Source organism: Salinicola sp. V024, from assembly GCF_052645315.1.
Genome location: NZ_JBQXYB010000020.1, coordinates 1 through 18,287, shown reverse-complemented (window position 1 = coordinate 18,287; position 18,287 = coordinate 1). Strand labels below are relative to the sequence as shown.

General features: G+C 58.3%; 16 protein-coding genes. 12 read left to right on the top strand and 4 right to left on the bottom strand.

Annotated features, from left to right (window positions below; translation table 11 throughout):
• Positions 1 to 3 precede the first annotated feature (3 nt).
• From ACUN9V_RS18970 to ACUN9V_RS18960, 3 genes are read left to right on the top strand one after another with little or no spacing between them, the layout of a single operon-like run.
• A complete protein-coding gene (locus ACUN9V_RS18970; protein WP_445512529.1) occupies positions 4 to 1,434 on the top strand; it encodes a hypothetical protein in 1,431 nt (476 codons plus the stop codon).
• Entirely contained in the window at positions 1,434 to 1,811 is a 378-nt protein-coding gene (locus ACUN9V_RS18965) for a hypothetical protein (RefSeq protein WP_445512528.1), read from the top strand. The genes ACUN9V_RS18970 and ACUN9V_RS18965 overlap by 1 nt, the downstream gene beginning before the upstream one ends.
• Complete coding sequence (locus ACUN9V_RS18960; protein ID WP_445512527.1) at positions 1,808 to 3,331, top strand: conjugal transfer protein TraG N-terminal domain-containing protein; 1,524 nt, start codon at positions 1,808 to 1,810, stop codon at positions 3,329 to 3,331. The genes ACUN9V_RS18965 and ACUN9V_RS18960 overlap by 4 nt, the downstream gene beginning before the upstream one ends.
• An 11-nt stretch (positions 3,332 to 3,342) precedes the next feature.
• On the opposite strand, the gene ACUN9V_RS18955 is transcribed toward ACUN9V_RS18960, so the two are convergent.
• Positions 3,343 to 3,618 (bottom strand): hypothetical protein, encoded by a 276-nt coding sequence (locus tag ACUN9V_RS18955; protein WP_445512526.1) that lies wholly within the window; start codon positions 3,616 to 3,618, stop codon positions 3,343 to 3,345.
• A 161-nt stretch (positions 3,619 to 3,779) separates the two neighbouring features.
• Between ACUN9V_RS18955 and ACUN9V_RS18950 the strand changes: the two genes are divergently transcribed.
• The 3 genes from ACUN9V_RS18950 (at position 3,780) to ACUN9V_RS18940 (ending at position 5,420) form a co-directional block, all read left to right on the top strand.
• Positions 3,780 to 4,208 (top strand): DUF2384 domain-containing protein, encoded by a 429-nt coding sequence (locus ACUN9V_RS18950; RefSeq protein WP_295040144.1) that lies wholly within the window; start codon positions 3,780 to 3,782, stop codon positions 4,206 to 4,208.
• Entirely contained in the window at positions 4,205 to 4,726 is a 522-nt protein-coding gene (locus tag ACUN9V_RS18945; RefSeq protein ID WP_445512525.1) for an RES family NAD+ phosphorylase, read from the top strand. Before ACUN9V_RS18950 ends, ACUN9V_RS18945 begins: the two co-directional genes overlap by 4 nt.
• Positions 4,727 to 5,030: 304 nt before the next feature.
• Entirely contained in the window at positions 5,031 to 5,420 is a 390-nt protein-coding gene (locus ACUN9V_RS18940) for an ester cyclase (RefSeq protein WP_445512524.1), read from the top strand.
• A 90-nt stretch (positions 5,421 to 5,510) separates the two neighbouring features.
• Here ACUN9V_RS18940 and ACUN9V_RS18935 read toward each other — a convergent pair whose 3' ends face one another.
• The 3 genes from ACUN9V_RS18935 to ACUN9V_RS18925 are packed head-to-tail and all read right to left on the bottom strand — an operon-like array spanning position 5,511 to position 11,067.
• Entirely contained in the window at positions 5,511 to 8,504 is a 2,994-nt protein-coding gene (locus ACUN9V_RS18935; protein WP_445512523.1) for an AAA family ATPase, read from the bottom strand.
• The gene (locus tag ACUN9V_RS18930) at positions 8,501 to 9,088 is read right to left on the bottom strand and encodes an ABC-three component system middle component 1 (protein WP_445512522.1); all 588 of its coding nucleotides are present in this window, start codon (positions 9,086 to 9,088) and stop codon (positions 8,501 to 8,503) included. Before ACUN9V_RS18930 ends, ACUN9V_RS18935 begins: the two co-directional genes overlap by 4 nt.
• Positions 9,089 to 9,090: 2 nt before the next feature.
• Positions 9,091 to 11,067, bottom strand: a complete 1,977-nt coding sequence (locus ACUN9V_RS18925; protein WP_445512521.1) for an ABC-three component system protein — start codon at positions 11,065 to 11,067, stop codon at positions 9,091 to 9,093.
• A 564-nt stretch (positions 11,068 to 11,631) separates the two neighbouring features.
• Between ACUN9V_RS18925 and ACUN9V_RS18920 the strand changes: the two genes are divergently transcribed.
• From ACUN9V_RS18920 to ACUN9V_RS18895, 6 genes are all read left to right on the top strand, one after another.
• Positions 11,632 to 12,165, top strand: a complete 534-nt coding sequence (locus ACUN9V_RS18920; RefSeq protein ID WP_445512520.1) for a hypothetical protein — start codon at positions 11,632 to 11,634, stop codon at positions 12,163 to 12,165.
• A gap of 86 nt (positions 12,166 to 12,251) precedes the next feature.
• The gene (locus ACUN9V_RS18915) at positions 12,252 to 12,650 is read left to right on the top strand and encodes a hypothetical protein (protein ID WP_295041443.1); all 399 of its coding nucleotides are present in this window, start codon (positions 12,252 to 12,254) and stop codon (positions 12,648 to 12,650) included.
• 115 nt (positions 12,651 to 12,765) lie between these two features.
• Positions 12,766 to 13,917: a DUF3275 family protein gene (locus tag ACUN9V_RS18910; protein ID WP_445512519.1), complete on the top strand. Its 1,152-nt coding sequence runs from the start codon at positions 12,766 to 12,768 to the stop codon at positions 13,915 to 13,917.
• 71 nt (positions 13,918 to 13,988) lie between these two features.
• Positions 13,989 to 14,585: a hypothetical protein gene (locus ACUN9V_RS18905; protein WP_445512518.1), complete on the top strand. Its 597-nt coding sequence runs from the start codon at positions 13,989 to 13,991 to the stop codon at positions 14,583 to 14,585.
• 15 nt (positions 14,586 to 14,600) lie between these two features.
• Positions 14,601 to 15,779 carry a DUF6094 domain-containing protein gene (locus tag ACUN9V_RS18900; RefSeq protein ID WP_445512517.1) on the top strand — a complete coding sequence of 393 codons (1,179 nt, stop codon included), beginning with the start codon at positions 14,601 to 14,603 and terminating at the stop codon, positions 15,777 to 15,779.
• 107 nt (positions 15,780 to 15,886) lie between these two features.
• Positions 15,887 to 18,112 carry an SNF2-related protein gene (locus ACUN9V_RS18895; RefSeq protein WP_445512516.1) on the top strand — a complete coding sequence of 742 codons (2,226 nt, stop codon included), beginning with the start codon at positions 15,887 to 15,889 and terminating at the stop codon, positions 18,110 to 18,112.
• The last annotated feature ends 175 nt before the right edge of the window (positions 18,113 to 18,287 follow it).

The following is an 18,287-nucleotide window of genomic DNA, read 5'->3' as shown; positions in this document are numbered from 1 at the left end:
GCCATGAAACGAACCCTACTTCCGCTGACCCTCTCGGTGGCCCTGGCGACGCCGATGCTGGCTCAGGCGCAATCGGCTGACAGCCTCTACTACGACATCGGCGGTGCCGCGCCCTTCGGTGCTTCGGCAGGCCTTGGTCATGGTCCGAGGGCACAGGGGCTCGGCGTCAGCTGGGACGTGGACGCGACCTGCGGCAACTTCGACGTGGGATCGACGGTGAGCAATCAGCTCAACGGGGCCACCAACGGCTTCCAGAACATGATGGGTAGCGTAGTCTCCAATGCCACCGGCGCGGTGGCCAGCCTGCCTGCGATGATCATCCAGCGCTCCAATCCCGCCCTCTACGACCTACTGACCAACGGTGTCATGCAGGGACGGCTCGACTTCGACCGATCCAAGCTCAGCTGTCAGCGCATGTCTGAAAATCTCGCTGACGCCACCTTGAGCGGCGGCATGCGACAGGCGTCGATGGCTGACAACTTCCAGTACCAGGCGTCTCAGGGCAGCGGGGACATTGTTGCCGCCGAGCAAGCCGCCGAAGCCGAGGCCGGGAACGGTGGGGTGACGTGGATTGATGGGCGCAAGCGTGGTGGCGCGGGACAGCAGCCCGTGCGAGTGGTCGAGGATACGGCGACTGCCGGCTACAACCTGCTTCACGGTCGAACTGATCCTACCTCACAGGAGTCCGTCTCGGGCGGTGGCGGCGGATGGGGATCGGTCGCGACCACGAGCGGCGACTGGGTCGGCGGTGGCGGTATCGCCGGCGGCAATGGGGGATCCGGTGGCAGCGGTAACGACTGTCAGGGCGGCATGTGCACCATTTGGGGCTCTCCCAAGGAGGCCGCCATGTGGACCAAGAAGGTGGTGGGCGATACGGAGCTTCGGACCTGCAACGACTGCGAAAAATCCGAAACGATCGCGGGTACTGGACTGATCCGGGAACTCGAAGACGAGCAGAGCGACATTCACGACACCTTGGTCGGGATGCTCAACGGTGGCGAGATCACCCAGTCGAAGCTCAACGACGTTTCTGCCGGCAACGGTCTGGCCGTTTCGCGCGGCGTGATCGAGGCCATGCGCTCTGATCCGCAGGGGCCGCTGCTGGCCCAGCGGCTGGCGAGTGAGATGGCACTGGCCCGAACGTTGACCAAAGCGATGTGGGCTCGTCGTGCTCTGGTGGCCGGTTCCAGCGACCCCGGCATCGAAAGCAACAAGGAAGGTATGACGGCGCTGGATCGCAAGATCGATTCGTTCAATCGTGACATCGAGCTTCTGCGCAGTGAAATGGAGATCCGCAAATCGCTGTCGAGCAATGCGGCACTTCAGGCGCTACAGCGCGCTGCGAATCGCTCGATGGGCTCCAGCCCGGATGAAACCACGCTGCCGGCGCCGGTCCTCGATGAGCGCGGCCGTCCCCTCCAGGGAGGCGAGTGATGCGCCCAAGACGACTGATCGATCCTCGGCGGTGGCCATCCCCCGTTATCTTCGTGGTGGCGCTGATCGGCGTGTTCCTGCTCAGCGGCGTGATCGTGTCATTGGCCATCCAGATGATGGGTAGCCGTGAAGCCTTCGCCGCCGCGAAGCAGGCCGCACTGCCGTGGCTGTTTCTGTGGCGATGGGGATGCTACGCCGTCCTCATCCTGGCCTGGCTGAGGCTGTGGAAACCGCGCGTGATCACGCGTCTCAACGAAGATCGGGACGGCGGTGCCGCCGCACGCGAACGGCTCAAGCGTCTTGAGATCCTGACGCTGGTTGTGATGGCCGCTATCGAGCTGTTCAACCTGCTCGACTGGCTGGGAGGTGAGTCATGAACGCGGAGCTGAACGTCAGCGACTACTTCGAGATGGTCATGCTGATGATCGGATGGGTCGTGAACAACGCTCTCTGGTCGTCCCTGATGCAGACAGGTCTGGCACTGGTGCCTTTCGTTGCCCTGATCGCTTCCGAGTGGTTCAAGGTGCGTCAGGAAGGCGAGGATGAGGGCAACAAGGGCGTGCTGTTGATTGCCCGCATCGAGACCCGGCTCTACGCCATGGTCATCTGCTACGCATTCACCTGCGTGCCCATGATGAGCCTGTCGTTCAACCCGGTCAATGCCGTTGAGCGGACCAATGGTAGCGGGGAGTCGTGCAGTGTCGCCGTTATCGGTCAGGGCCAGTGGGGGAGCAACACCCTCAACGCGATCGACGGCCAGTCTGCCGAGATCCCGCTCTGGTGGGCGCTGGTGCACGCTGTTTCGAAGGGCGTGACCAACGTCGCCGTCTCGAGCATCCCCTGCAGCCCGGACCTGCAGGCCATCACCTCCGAGATCGACGCCCAGTCGATCACCGACCCTGGACTCAAACGGGAGTTGGGCGAGTTCCAGCGGCAGTGCTATGGCGCGGCGCGCAACCGGCTGTTCCAGCAGGGCGGCACGATCGAAGCGCTCGAGGGGCAGGACGTCGATTGGCTCGGCAGTGAGTTCTTCCTGAATACGCCTGGCTACTACGACTCGTTCTATGCCGGCCGGCCGGTGGAGGATTTTCCCTACGATGCCAACCGCGATCAGGCCCGTCCCGGTACCGGTCCCGGACGTCCTGGGTATCCCAGCTGTCGGCAGTGGTGGGAAAACAGCGAGAGAGGCCTTCACGCCCGTCTGCATGACCAGGTCGATCCGGGCATCTGGGACGGCATTCGCTCGATCTTCTCGTCGACCGACGCGGAGGATGAGGTCATTCGTCGATTGATCAGCAACCGCGCGGGATCCGCGAACGGCAACCAGGACATCGCCGTCACCGGCTATGGCAACCTGGATGGGACGAGCGTCGAGGACGGGCTATCCATGGTCGCCGGTAGCGTTGGTGGCGTCATGGGAGCCGTCCTTGGCAAGGCCGGCATGGACATGCTCAAGCGCGCACTGCCGATGGTGCAGTACATCCTGATCATGGCCGTGGTGATCTGCCTCCCGTTCGTGATGACGATTTCTGGCTACTCGTTCAAGGTGGCTGGCACAGCGAGTTTCGGGCTGTTCGCGCTTTGGTTCCTGACCTTCTGGTGGGAGCTGGCACGCTGGATCAACGCGAATCTGATCAACCTACTCTACAGCTCGGAAGCGGCCAAGATGTCGTTCGTCGCGGCCGCACAGAACGGCTACGACAAGCTGGTATTGATCTTCGTCGAGTGGGCGACGTTCCTGATACTACCGGGGATTTGGGTGGCTGTGCTCGGGTGGACCGGAGCACAGGTAGGAACCGCGATTAGCAAAGGAATTGGAGAAGGAACAGCCGGAGCGAAATCTGCTGGAGACAAAGGGAGCAAGATGGCTGAAAGTGCCGCTACCAAAGGAAAATGAACCGCTCAAGACTACGAATCTGATTCCCTGTCGAAAATACTACGGCGATCAGAGAACGTACCGAAGCCGTCAGATGATCGCCCGAAACTGTTCATTTGGGATCGTTTCCCAAAAGCTTCGATGTCGTGATTGGAAGCAGGTCTAGACGTGGCTGCGTGTGCTACCACTTCAGCAAAGGTCGCTGCTCCAGCAACCGCAACTTTCCCCGTAATCTTCGTGAGATCCAACGCGAGCTTCGCGGTGGCTCTACGGCCTTTGGGTGTCGTGACGAGTTCGGAGAGCTTCATGGGGGGTCCTCCCATGGACATTGAACGTTAGGTCCAGATTAGCGCTGTCGCTGTTCCAGTGCAATTTTGGCTGCGGGATGCGTAACTACTCATGCTCACGTATAGTGATATGATGCATTTATGAAGCATAAAAGATGCCGCATGGCATCGAGGAGAGTGTCATGACCGCTGAAGCCCTTCGTGATCCCATCGAGTCGAGCGACTACCGAGCGCCAGAAAGTTTCGAACGATTCTTGCAGGATCTCAAGACGGCGGCGCGGCCGGATGGTCAGCCGATCATCAGTCCTCGCCTGTTCGCCAGCGCTCTCAGCATGGACATCCAGGCGCTGGCAAGCCGAGCGCATGTCCACCGCACGACCATCGCCCGCGCGGCGGGTGCAGAGAAGCTGCAAACCTTTCTGCGCGACGCCATCCGGGTCCTGGCAGCAGCGACCGACATCAACGGCGACTTTCCCGGTGCGCTTTTCTGGTTTCGCAACGAGCCCATCAGTACGTTCGATTATCAGACTGCGGAGGAACTGGTCAGCGATGGGAGGAGTGATGATTTGCTGCGCTACATTCGATCTCTCCAGGCTGGGGTTGTTGGATGATCGAGCTTTTGCATTTCGTCTCGGCGGCCTATCGCGTCCACGACCCCAAATGGGCGTTCATGCCGACAAGCGGCGCGGGAGCGGGGGAACATGGAGGGCGCTTGAACAGAGTAGGGCTGCCAGCTCTCTATCTTGCGCTTGATGAAGCCACCGCCATCGCGGAATACAAGCAACTATCCGCGCTGATGCCGCCGGGCTTGATCGTGAGCTATGAAGTGGAGGTTTTCACTGGGCTTGTGGACTTCCGGGAGGGGTACAGCGGTTCTTGGGATCCGTTGTGGCAGGAACTCTACTGCGACTGGCGACAAATTTGGTTCAACCAGCGCGTCGAACCGCCATCCTGGCTCATTGCAGACATGGTTTTGGAGATCGGCGCCAAGGGCATTCTCTTCCCCTCTTTGGCACGGCCCGAGGGCACGAACCTGGTGCTCTTCACGGAAGCTCTGAACGATCAGGATAATCTTGCTGCCTATGATCCCCACGGCCAGCTTCCGCGTGATTTAAGCTCCTGGGAATAGGTTTCCGAGAAAGGGAAAAGGTTAACGGCGAAAGGGCTGGAAGGGAAGGGTGAGTAAGGGGAAGGGGGTTATCCGGTTGTTTGAATAGGACCACCCCAACCCCAAAGGGCTAAGCGAGGGAAAGGGCCAAAGGGCTGCGCCTATTTCGATAGTCGCGGATATATGTCCAGTCCTTTGCGCCCCTCCCATTCAGCTCAAGGGTGAATATCTTCATGAGGTCAGCTATCGGCCAGAAACGGACATTGACTTGCAGGATGATCCCGCCCGGCTACATTGAGCGAGGTGCAGTTAATGAGGTAACGCCATGAACAGCGACACATTGTCTGTCAGCTATCGCGGCTACATCGAATGCCTGAACCAGCAGGACTGGAACAACCTGGGCCGCTATGTCAGCGAGAACGTTAGCCATAATGGCAAAACCCTAGGACTGAGCGGCTACCGCGCTATGCTGGAAGGCGATTTTGCGGCCATTCCGGATCTTTACTTTAATGTCGCCCTGCTGGTCTCACAGCCCCCGCATATCGCCTGCCGCCTGAAGTTCAATTGCACCCCCGTCGGCATGCTGTTCGGATTACCAGTCAATGGCAAGCCCGTGCATTTCGAAGAGAATGTCTTCTATGAATTCGATGATGACGGAAAGATCAGAACCGTCTGGTCAATCATCAACAAGAGCGCCATTGCTGAGCAGATTTGAGGCTGTTGGGGGGTATTGGTAGAGACTGATTTCCCTTTTCGGCCAGAAGCAGCCACTCGGAAGTGGCTACAAAACTAGGGACGATTCACCTCACCTTATGCGCTGCTTCCAATGTCCTTCCTCTGCGGTAACCCCATGCTCGGTCGGCACGAGTTTCCAAATTTTCGCGTCTATTCCGTCATTTTGAAGCTTGCGCAAGAAATAACGCGCTTGCAAAGCGTCGTGGGTAGCGATGACGACTTGGAATCCATGATCGACGATATAGTCGCGCAGCACGTCAAAAACAGCAGACGCGTGCACCAGGTCGTGGTGTTGGGTCGGGTCGTCGAGCAGAAGCGCTTTCCAAGGTGACCATTGGTGACTCAGGGCCATTGAAAGTAGGAAGGTCAACTGAAGATCCGTCAGCTGGGCCTCACTCGCAACGTCTGGTACCGGCGCCGACTTATTGCCCAGAGGCACTGAGACCTCGGCTCGGTCCTTGTTATAGGCATTGAAAAACTTGAGGCTTGCTTCGTGGAACCTCGACTCTCGAACGACTCGCTTGAGCAGCGCCTGCCAGCGCGGGACGACCTTGCTGACATGCTTTTGGACGTTTCCTATCTCCCGCTTGAGGAAGCTATCCAGCGAACCCATGGCATCTGACAGCTCGGTCAAATGGGATAGCTTTCGCCGAGAGATAATGATTCTGTCATTGAGATGGGCAAAAAAGCTCTCTTCCGAACGATCGAGTCGCTGGGCATCGATAAGCCGTTGTGCCAGTTGCGACTCATTCAGCTTGGCCCAAGCGGATATCTCTATGCCGATAATTTCTAACGCCCCAAGGTGGTTCTCAAGATCAGACAAAGTTGCGGTCAACGCACTAGCCTGGGCCTGGGCAGTCTCAGCGAGCGGGTCTCCTGTCAGTGCAAGCCCTTGCCAGCCAGCCCGAAGTGAGGCGAGCTGAGACTGAGCCTGCCTGATCTCCTCTTCAGTGCTTCGAATAGTGCTGCTGAATTCCAACAGCCGAATTTGTTGAGCGTCCAACTCTGACTGAACAGCATCCACTTTGCCATTGAGATCGCTAATTCGCTGGTCAAGTTGATTTCTTTGTATCGTCAGCTCTTCGAGAGTCCGGGCAAGTGGAGCGCTGGACGTTAGATCAGATAACGTTGTGACTGCTTGATCAAGTCGGGTCAAGGCTTCGCTATGCTGCAGCCGAGCCTGATCGAGCGCATTTACCGCCCCTTCGTAAGCATGCTGAGACTGCTCTAATACCTCGGGGGCTATTAGAGGCTCCAGCGCAGAGCGCCGATCTATAAGGTTCCGCCGGGTCGCTGCGATTCCCTCCAACTGCACCCTGAGCGACTCTTTAGCCAATAGCACGGAATCACTAGCCAGAATCGGATCGATCCGTAACTCTACAATCTGCCGCTCTAAGTTCTGACGATTGCCATCCAATTCAGCGCGCTTTGCCTGGCAATGCTGCACCGCTTCGAGGGCGGAAGCCACTTCGGCCTCACTTGCAATCAACGCCTCTGAAGCAGCTCTCAATTGCTGCTCGGCGGATGTCAGATTAGGGTTTATCGCCTGCAATGCCTTGGCAACACGTTCTTGCAGCGTTGCTACGCCATGAGGCTGCAAACAAAGCGGACAGCTATCGTGGTCTGGCGGTAGATGCGCAGCAATCGAGGCCACCGCTTGGCGAATCGCGTCAGTGGAAGAGCTCAACGCTTGATAGTGCGTTCTGGCAGCGGATTCAGAGGTTTTACAAGCCTCCTGTGCAGCGCGCTTTTCAGCCAAAACCGCGCCCGAATGCTCCAGAACCTCTTCAAGAAGATCCGACTCTCTGCGGTTTTCCCTTAACCGCTCTTCGGTAGCCTCCCATTCGACGACTAATCGCTGGCCTTCGCGCATCCGTTTCTCGGACTGATCAAGCGATTGAAGCTGACTGTCGACCTGAGCATGTTGATTGCGAACCTGCTGATGGCGCTCATGCTGCTCTCGCAGATGCCGGCATTGCTCTTCTGCCAGACCAACGCCGTTAGCTGCCTCAGCCAACGCTTTATTGCGATGATCTATCTGTTGTCGTGCGCTGGCTTCATTAACCAAGCGCTCCAGCTCTTGCCCCACACTGATACGTTCCTGCTGCGCGAGCAGGATATTGGCCTGATGCTCCTGCAGCAGAGCGGCGCTTTCAGACCGGACTTTCGAGTGTGCATCGCGAGTTTTTGTCGCAGAAGCCAGCTGGGCATTCAGCGTCTCAAGCCGAGAACTCTCGGAACCGAAGTTCTCGATCAGACCGTCTGCCTCAGCTAGACCTGTGATCAGCCCCCTCACACGCTCGACTTTGGCATGCAAAATTTCGACGAGAGCGGAATAGGCAAGGGCCAATGTGTCCTGACTCACTGGCTCTGAGAGTAAGGCCGTTGGAATCTGATCGAGGCTCTGCGTCTGTGTCGCGGCTTGAGAGATCGCCCTGACAAGGTGATCCCGTGGACGCAGAGCGCCGACTGCCCCAGCGGCAGCGGCATCACGCTCTTGAATCAGGCGGTTCCATTCATTCAGTTCTTTCTCAAAATCAATCAACACCTCTTCTTCACGAGCTTTCTGGTCAGTCAATGACCGTCGAACCGCAGGAAGCGTCGTGCGGGCACGGGAACCGTCACGGCCAATCGGAAGTCGGGCGAGTTGTGAGCCAGCTTCCTTTTCTTCGGCCTTAACGATCCACTCATTCTCTCGTTGATCAAGCAGATGCGTCAGCCGAAGCAAGAATGGGACGTCGTTCGCAGGAATGCCGGGGAAAAGCGCGGTCAGATCTCCATCCCGACTAACCTCCCCAGCCGCTGTCACATGGGATGTCGCGGTAAGGTCGGTAAAATTCAAACTGACTTTGGCAAATTCCTGATCATCACGAATTACATGCAGAATGTCGTCGCGCAGGCGGGCGATCTTGCCAGTAAGGCCAAATTCGATGGCTTCAAAGACTGTGGTTTTCCCCGTGCCATTAGGCGCGAGCAAGATCGTTGCCCCGGGACTCAGCTCAATGGTGACATCTGGCCCGAACTTGCGCATGTTCGACAGGATGATCGAATCTAACTTGCTCATCGCTGATCCTCGCTGCTGCGCAGCGAATCGCTCAGGACTCGGACGACATCTACGCCGCTTGTATTAGAGAGAAGCTCCGCTTTCCACACACTGATATAAGGGGCAGTCCATGGGAGATCATCGGAAAGCGACTTCAACGCCGATACCAAAGGATCGCTAAGAGTTTCAACGTTCCCCGGTGGATCGAGCGCAGCCAGGAAAGTGCGATCAAGGAAATCCATCACATCTTCAGACTGCCGCGCCACGACCTTTCGGCAGAATCGGTCGTCTGTCTCGATGCGCACGGCTTCGTCATTTGTAACGTCGTTGATCAGGAGAAACATGTACAGATCGGACGTTTCCGGTTCCGGCAAGACGTCACGTACGTCCGCAGCCCATTGGTGGGCCGCTTGTACTGCGCTCGATTGAAGCTCGATCAACAAAACGGTTCGCCAGCCGGCTTTGTCTATCCAGGAGCGTTTTAGCCGCAATATCTCTGAGGTGTGTTCAGCCCCAGGTAAATCCATCGCATCCGTGACGTGTACTTCATACCGACCTTCAGCGCGCTGACTTATCGCCGCAGCCAATTGTTGGAGCGTCATCATGATCAGTATCCTTTTCCACAAGCTTCTATTGCCGCTTCGCGCGCCAGACGCCAGGCATTCCAGTGCTTCTGAAAATGTGCTTGCAGTTTGACCAGCGACCCTGTTCGTAGCTGCTTATAAACTTGGAATCGGGTAACAAGGAGGCGGGGTTGTCGCTCGGCTGCCATGCTATGGCCTACTTCCAGATCCTCTGCCATACCTGTCCCAAGCAGATCTGTCGCAGATGCGTCAACGCCTGACAGGATAACTACAGAGGGAGGGGATTGGCCTAACACCTGCCGCAGACTGTCTTCACCCAAGAGCCGGGGCCCGCCATTGTCGGACGCTTCGCCAGACCAATAGCGTAGGGCGATGCTAAGCACATCACCAATCGACGGGATCGAACGCCAATGAGCATCGGCGCCACCGAGGCCCACGCACGCCAATAACAGCATAACGATCGCGGTCTCCATCAGCTCCACAGTGCGGGGCCCAATGCGCAAAGCGTGCTTGGCATTTATGCCTTCGGTCTGGGGGTACATCATCTGCTCAAAAAGAAGCAGGCGGGCATCTGGATTTGCATCTAAATCGCCTCGCCAGATCTGCCACTTTTCTGCCATGGTAGCTGACAGATCATAGTCGGCGATCTCGTTCAGCTTTTTTCCGATGCAATACTGGAGCTGTTGCCATACGAGGTCATTCATCGCGCTGTGAAGCGCATCCGACTCGTCTTTGGTGCCGACGGGCGATAACAGCTCGCGCCCCATTGCACAGGAAAGTGCCCCGGGATTATCAAACCATGGGAGGTCGTCGAGATCATTTTCCTTGACCCCGAGCGTACTACCCAATTCATTGTGTGCACCTTGGCGCCACGCAGGTTCACCAAGAAGGAAGGAATCACTGCCCGTTTTCAGATGCAACGCCAGCCGAAGGATGGCTGAGGGCAGGGAGGTAGTTTTGGCAACGGGGCGAACGTAGTCAGCATGGAGTCGAAGCTTCCTGTTCGGAATGGTATCCGCCCAGTGATGGCTAACAATTTGCGATGCAGGATTGCAAAGAGGTACGGCCGGCGTACTGCCCAGATCGTGAGTGCCAGCGACTGTCCAACCTTGGCCTGGTATAGGACTAACCAAATATTGCGTCCAAGTTTGAACATCTGGTCGGAGCAGCTTTTGAAGGTGCTTCACCGCAGTATAGCAACTCACAGCATTAGTGTCGGTCGTACTGTCCGAGATATAATCGAGCAACACACTTAAAGTAGTGGCTGGATCCTTGAAATGCCTTCCGAGCGAATCAAGCGCTCTCGTTTCCAGTGTACTTTCATCGCCGATGCAGTGGATCTCAAGCACCCGCATCTTTTCCACAACATGATCCCAGTCTGTGAACCCACACCATGTCGTTAGCCATGTGTAGACATTCTGAGTGGGCTTATGGTCGCGTTGGGAGAGCGCAGCGACATCAACGCCATCCTTGCAACAAAGATTCCAGACATCGCGCAGATGGTTGATTGTGATAATTTCTTTAGCCTTACCCTTGATCGCAACCTCAGGTCCGGGCAGGGTCAGAGAAAAGGTGCGCTTTGAGGGTTTCACGCCGGGGGCAGAGGGCTGCCAAGTCGCCAGACTCTTTAACACCTTTTCCAACTCGGAATCGAACTTATCGTTAGAAGGAGGCTTGCGTTGTTCCTCAGAGGAAGTTCCAGTCGCGACTTCAGTGTCTTTCAAGGTGTTGCGGGGCTTGTAAGATGCTAGATAGTTGGCTTTATCTATATGCTTGTCACTGAAGCAGCTGGTTTGCCGTTTGATCTGCAGGTGTTCCCAGTGCTCGTCGTTATGGTGAATGACCACATCGTCCCACTCGGCGATACCGCCCTGCTCTGCGCCAATGCGTAACGGGGCAATGCGCCCGTCCAGGAACTTATCAAGCATGTCCGACAAACGTTGAGCAATAACCAGCTTTTCGTAGCGACCTTTCGACTCAAGCTGGAACCTTCTAAACATCTCGCTTCCCTTCAATTTAAACTAGTTACGTAAGGCATCTCCGGCAACTCACCACCTGCTCGGTGCTCACGCCCACGTAGGATACAGGGTCAGGCTTTTATCTGTGATGGATTGTCCGCTTTGGGTCGTAAGCGGCCTTAGCTGATACAAAATGACAGACCAACCGCGTTGTCATCTGGTGAAGCACCTTATTCAGTATTCGTGTCGGCATGTTACGAATGTAAAACAATGCTTACCGAAGTGCCACACACCTAGACCAATGCTTTAGCAGAAAGCCAGACGGGCGGAAAGCAGCAGGGCGGAGTGGGTTCGAGTCTTGGCCTTGCGATTCGTGGTCCTGTCCGGCTATTCTCAAGTTGCACCACGTCCGCTGCTAACGGCAATAGCAGCGCCCTTTGCCTCCGGGCAATTCCCGAAGCCGTAACGCATCCCGAGAGACGGCGCTCTCCTGAGCTGGATGCCACTTCCGAATTCACGGCCTCGCGCCGAACCACCCATCCGGGGGAATACTCTTCCCCGGTGGGAGTGGTGTGTCTCCTGGATCCTATCCACTGGAGCTGCACCATGAATCCTTTCCCAGGCTCTCGAGCCCTGCTGTTCTCTGTACTGATTCCGATCATGCTGCCACAGGTGATGCCTGAGCCACTCCGGTGGATCTGGTTGACGCTTGTCGCCCTGGTGGTGCTCAAGCGTCTGGGCATCATCAGCATCGGCTTTGGTGGCAACGCCTCCAGCGACGACGATGAAACGCTGTCTTCTTCGAAGCCGGCCTCATCACGTCGCGATGGCGCTACTCACCGAGGGGTGATTGTTGCCCATGGCAGCGCACCCTATCAGTTCAACGAGGCCAATCGCCTCAGCTACTACATCACGTTGCAGTCAGAGCGTGGTGACGACAAGACCGTGTGGGGAATCGATCTCAAACGCGTTGCGTGTGAGACCCCGCTGGCCATTGGCGACACCGTGGCGCTCGAGTTTCTCGGACGCGAGGCTATCGTGGTCAAGGAGCCAGTCCGCAATGACCAGGGCAAGGTCGTGGATCACCGCAAGGTAAACACGCACCGCCATACTTGGAAGGCACACGTTCTGCCGGCATAAACCAAGCGGTATCCATCCCATGGGGAAGTTTCCTTCCCCATGGGGCGAGGTGCTTCCCCTTTTTTCGTTCCCAAGGAGAAGCACCCATGAACCGCAACACTCACAATGCCAACGTCCGTATTGATCTCACTCTCAAGGCGCAACGCCTCGGGCTTTGTCCCGATCGTCGCGACGTGATGGTGCAGATGGAGCAGCCCCTCATCAACGAGGTGGTGGCGCTCTTCGAAACGGCTGGCACATCGCACTCAGCTCTCGACAACCTGCACTGGACCGAACGCCTCGATGCGTTCCTGGCGCAGGCTCGCGATGAGTTGTCGAAAGCACCTGCAGGTAGTCGATCGCTCGACTTCGACATAGCGGCACCGCATCGCACCGGAGCGTTACTGCTTCCGCTGTATGTCGGTGTCCATGTCGAGCTGGAGCATCACTTCGGCAAGCAGACGATGGTGTTCTCGCTGCCAGGACGTGAACGTCTGGCTGCCTGAATACATCGCAGTTCTACACCATTGAGCCCGGTGCGCCGGGCTTTTTTCATATTCCACCCCGACCGGGACAGTCTCCCGGTGGGGGAGTCTCGGTCGTCATCATGAGGTTTTGACGATGGCCGACATCTACCAAGCGATCACTGACAGGATCTTGGAAAGTCTCGAACAAGGGCATCTTCCTGGCATTGGGAAGCCCTGGGATCCGTCCAGCCGAACGCCGCTCATCCCCCGTAATGCCGTCTCCGGTCGCCAGTACAGCGGCATCAATGTGCCACTGCTCTGGGACATGGCCGACAAGTGCGGGTTTTCACAGGACCGCTGGCTCACCTTTCGCCAGGCGAAAGAGGCTGGGGGCACGGTACGCAAGGGCGAACGCAGTACCCTCGCGTGCTTTTACAAACCCATGAAGCGGGAGATCGTCGATGATGCTGGCGAACCCGTGTTGGACGAGGAGGGTAATCCCAAGGAGCGTAGTTTCGCGATCCTTCGGGGCTTCAATCTCTTCAACGTGGACCAGTGTGATGGGCTTCCCGATGAGGTTACGAATCCGCCGGCGACGTCGGTCGAGGGATTCGACAGCGTGAATGCGCTGGATGACTTCATCGACGGCTGTGGCATCAAGGTCGTCCATTCTTTGGATCGGGACACTGCCGGGTATTTTCCGAAGCAGGATCGTGTACTGCTGCCGGCCAGGGAGCGGTTCCACAACGCGGACAGCTACTACAGCGTCGCACTGCATGAACTCACGCACGCGACCGGGCATGAATCTCGCCTGGCTCGCCCCGGGATTACCGACCACGATGGCTTTGGGACTCCCCAATACGCCTTCGAGGAGCTGATTGCGCAGCTGGGAAGTGCCTTTCTGTGTAGTCACTTCGGTATCCGAAACGAGGCTTTCGACGCCGCCTACATCGCCTGCTGGATTCAGGCGTTGCGGGAGGATAAGAGAGCGATCTTTCGGGCGACCGGGGCAGCGCGTCTGGCAGCGGAGTTCCTGAAGCAAGCGCACCAGGAAAACCGTGCGCCGGTATCGACAGATCAACCGCAAGAGGAGAGCGCCAAGGCTACGCCGAAGCGACGACCCCAAGCGGACGATCAAGATATCGAGCTATTCGGGCATCAATGGCCACTGGGCGATAGCGTCAAGCTGGACCCCACGGTCGACCGAGGCACATTCCGTGCCCAGGTCACTCGCCTGAAGCAGATGGGCTATCAATTCGATGCTACGTCACAGACCTGGACCTATTCGGCTGCGGCAGCGGCCTGAATTCACTCAACCCCTGGGGGCGATCACTGTCCTCGGGGCAGCTCGCCCCCATATTGTTTGATGGAGGCAGCATGTCGACTTCAACCCCGCTCTGGCGTCTCGAGGAGGCGCCAGAGCTTTTTCTGGACAGCTACGTCGCCGATGGCGACCGCGCGGTCTTCCTGTCCCTGTGGGGGCGGGATACCGCCATTCACGAACTGATGGCCAAGCTGACCCTACCCATCGCCGAAGGCGGCTGGAATGGGCTTACGCTGCAGCGAGACGGTGAGACGTTCGCCTTACAACTGGATCGTGATCGCCTGGCGAAGCGCACGACGCGGACCTATCGGCAGACGCGGTTCGGCAGCCTGCTGAATCTCTGGCTGTTCGATCAGCGCTGTCAGGATCCCGATCGGGCCAACCGTCAGTGCTACGCCATCTTCAACGAACGAGATGCACGGCAGGACAAGAGCGCGATGCTCTGGTCACGACTGCAGGATCTCGCCGCGTTTCCACTGCTCGATCAGTGGCGGCCTTCGGTCGTACAGCTACTTCTCGAGCACGGGGCGATACGCATGCTCGATCACACGTCCGAGCGTCTGTCCGGCGTCTGGATCGATCTCTCTCTGGCCAGCGTTCAGGACGCGATCGGTCAGCGCCTTCACTCCGGCGAACTCGCCACGCAATGAATCCAGGAGGCCACCATGGCTTTGATGTTTCCACGCCTGGCGCGCAACTTCGCCAAGAACGGCTACTACCCGACCGACGAGGACACGATCGAACGTGCTCTTCAGGCATTGGGTACCTCGCACGACCAGCGGGTTCGCATTCTGGATCCGTGTGCCGGCGAAGGCCACGCGATTCTGGAAAGCGCCCACCGGCTGGGTCGAGAACGAACCGACGCCTACGGCATCGAGTACGATCTCGAGCGAGCGCGCCACATGCAGAGCCTGGTCGATGTCGGTATCCAGTCGGACCTGATGGATACCGTTATCTCGCCGCGCTCGTTCGGCCTGCTGTTCTTCAACCCACCCTACGGCGATCTCGTCAGCGAGACCGGCGGTAGCAAGGGGTATGCCGGCAAGGGACGTCAGCGGCTGGAAAAGCTGTTCTACCAGCGCTGCGTCCACCTGCTGCAGTACGGCGGGATCATGGTGATGATCGTGCCTCACTACGTCTTCGACGATGAGCTGTCGAGCTGGGTCAGCCAACACTTCGATCGCGTCACCGTGTTCGAGGCCGCGGTCGATACCTTCAAGCAGGTCGTCGTCTTTGGCGTTCGCACGAAGCGCAATGCATTACTGGCCAACGACAGGGCCAAAACGATCAGAAAGATGTTGCAGCAAATCGGGCTGGGAGAGTTCCAGCCCGAGCCGCTGCCTTCGATCTGGTGTGATGAACCCTATGGTGTGCCGCCGGCGATCGGCAGCACACCACACTGCTATCGCGTGTCGTTAGAACCCGAGCAGTTGGAGCAAGAGATCGATCAGCTGGGCGGTCTATGGCCTGACTTCAACCTCGCGTTCTGGACTGGTGGGGTCACGCAGCGACGTCCGCTGCGCCGGCTTTCGAGCTGGCACCTCGCGCTGTCTCTGGCAGCAGGAGGTATATCGGGCATCGTGACCTCGCGATCGGGGCGTCAGCTGGTCGTGAAGGGCGACACCTTCAAGGGGAAAACGTCGAAGGTCGAATTCAGTGAAGACGCCGATGGCAACATCAGCGAGCGTCGCATTCTGACCGATCGTTTCGTGCCGGCCATTATGGCCTGGGACGTCACGCCGGATTCTCCCGATAAGGGGCGACTATTCACGATCACGTCGACGCCAGCGCAGAACACGCCGGTACAGTCTGAACCTGCCGACTCGGACCCCGAGACGGCATAAACCACATGCTCGCTCCTTGAGCGAGACAACCCCCTACGGGCAGACACACGGCCCGTAGGGGGCGTGTTATGCCCATTTTTTCCGACAAGAGTCGCAAGGAGATGGACATGAACATGCCATGCACGACAACAGATAACGTCATCCCGCTCATCGATTTCGTCGATGAGTTCGGCGACGGGCTTCTGGACACGCTCAACCACACCCATCCCCCGGTCTACGACGGTCGAGGCAACCCGGCTCGCCAGGCGGTGATGAATGCTCTGGCGCGCAAGCCGTTCCCGGCGCAGGCGGATGTCGTTCACGCGATCTGCGCGCTGCTGCTGGACCAGAACGAGCGCGCTGGCGTGATCAACGCCGAAATGGGGACCGGCAAGACGATAATGGCGATCGCCGTCGCCGCCGTGATGGCGACCGAGGGCTACCGCCGATCGTTGATCGTGTCTCCGCCGCACTTGGTCTACAAGTGGCGGCGCGAGATCCTCGAGACGCTGCCCGAGGCTCGAGTATGGGTACTCAACGGACCGGACACGCTGGCAAAACTGCTCAAGCTGCGCGAGCAGCTGGGGCAACCAGACGATGGCCGGCCGGAGTTCTTTGTGCTGGGTCGCGTGCGGATGCGAATGGGGTTTCACTGGATACCGGTGGCTACCCCAAAGCGCACGCTTTTCGGCCGCTTCGCCGCGTGTCCGGACTGTGGCCACATGGTCCTCGACAACGATAACGAGCCGATCCGGTTCGAGTTGTTCCAGCAGACCGAGCGTCAGCAGGCGTGCGCCGGATGCGGTGGCCAGCTCTGGACACTCATACGACAACGGCAGCCCGAAGGGGATGTCCGTCGTCGTTCGGTGTTCAAGGCGCTGCAGCGGATTCCGACAATCGGCAAGGTGACGTCGGAGAAGCTGATCAACCAGTTCGGCGAGGGGTTTCTCTCGTCGATGCTGGCCGACAACGTTCACGAGTTCATCAACCTGATGGACGAGAACGGCGACCTGGTGTTCAACGATCGACAGGCCAAGAGGATGGAGCGGGCGATGGCCAACATCGAGTTCGGCCTCGGCGAGGGTGGTTTCCAGCCGAGCGAGTTCGTGAAGCGCTATCTGCCCGATCAGTTCTTCGACCTGCTGATCGTCGACGAGGGGCATGAGTACAAGAACGCGGGGTCGGCCCAGGGCCAAGCCATGGGCGTACTGGCAGCGAAAGCCCGCAAGACGCTTTTGCTGACCGGCACGCTGATGGGCGGCTACGCCGACGACCTGTTCTACCTGCTCTTCCGGATCCTGACGCCGGTGATGATCGAGGACGGCTACCGTCCCCAGCGCAACTCCCTGGGGGCGGCGTCCATGGCCTTCATGCGCGAGCACGGTGTCCTCAAGGACATCTACTCGGAACGCGAAGGCGCTGGACACAAGACGGCGAAGGGCCGAAAAACCTCGGTGCGCACCGTCAAGGCACCCGGTTTCGGTCCCAAGGGCATACTGCGTTACGTGTTGCCCTTCACGGTCTTTCTCAAGCTCAAGGACATCGGTGGCGATGTACTGCCGCCGTATGACGAGGAGTTCGTGGAAGTACCGATGTCGTCTGATCAGGCCAGTGCCTACGAGAAGCTCTCCAGAGAGCTCTCGCGGGCGTTGAAGGAAGCGCTGGCACGCAAGGACACCACACTGCTGGGCGTGGTGCTCAACGTGCTGCTAGCGTGGCCTGACTGCTGTTTTCGTCCCGAGACGGTCAAGCATCCGCGCTCGCGGGAGCTGATCAACTTCACGAAGTCGATCTTCGACGAGACGTCGACGATGCCGAAGGAAGACGAGCTGGTCGAGCTATGCCGGTCGGAGAAAGCCGAGAGCCGCAAGGTTCTGGTCTATTCCACCTACACCGGCAAGCGCGATACGACAAGTCGCCTGAAGCGCGTGCTCGAGCAGGCGGGGCTGAAGGTGGCCGTGCTGCGCTCGAGCGTCGACACCAGTCGGCGGGAAGACTGGATCGCGGATCAGGTCGAGAAGGGGATCGATGTGCTGATCACCAACCCCGAGCTGGTGAAAACTGGTCTGGATCTTCTCGACTTCCCGACGATCGCGTTCATGCAGACCGGTTGGAATGTCTACACGCTCCAGCAGGCTGCACGGCGTTCCTGGCGTATCGGTCAGCAACGGGCGGTGCGTGTGGTGTTCTTCGGCTACGCCGAGACCTCACAGATCGCCTGTCTGCGGCTGATGGCCAGCAAGATCGCTGTGGCGCAAAGCACGTCCGGTGACATCCCCGAATCCGGGCTCGATGCACTCAACAGCGATGGCGAGTCGGTCGAGATGGAACTGGCCCGTCAGCTGGTCGCTTGACATTACCTCAGAACCTAACTCCTCTTCGGAGGAGTTAGGTTTTTTATCGGGTATCCGGATTATCTGGTTGAAGGTGCCTGCCAGCCCCTCCAAGTGCTTAGTCCCGCCAGAAGGTTGATAGATCGACGCCGAAGTTCTTCTCGGGCTCAGGCAGATCCATGCTGTAGGTCATGGT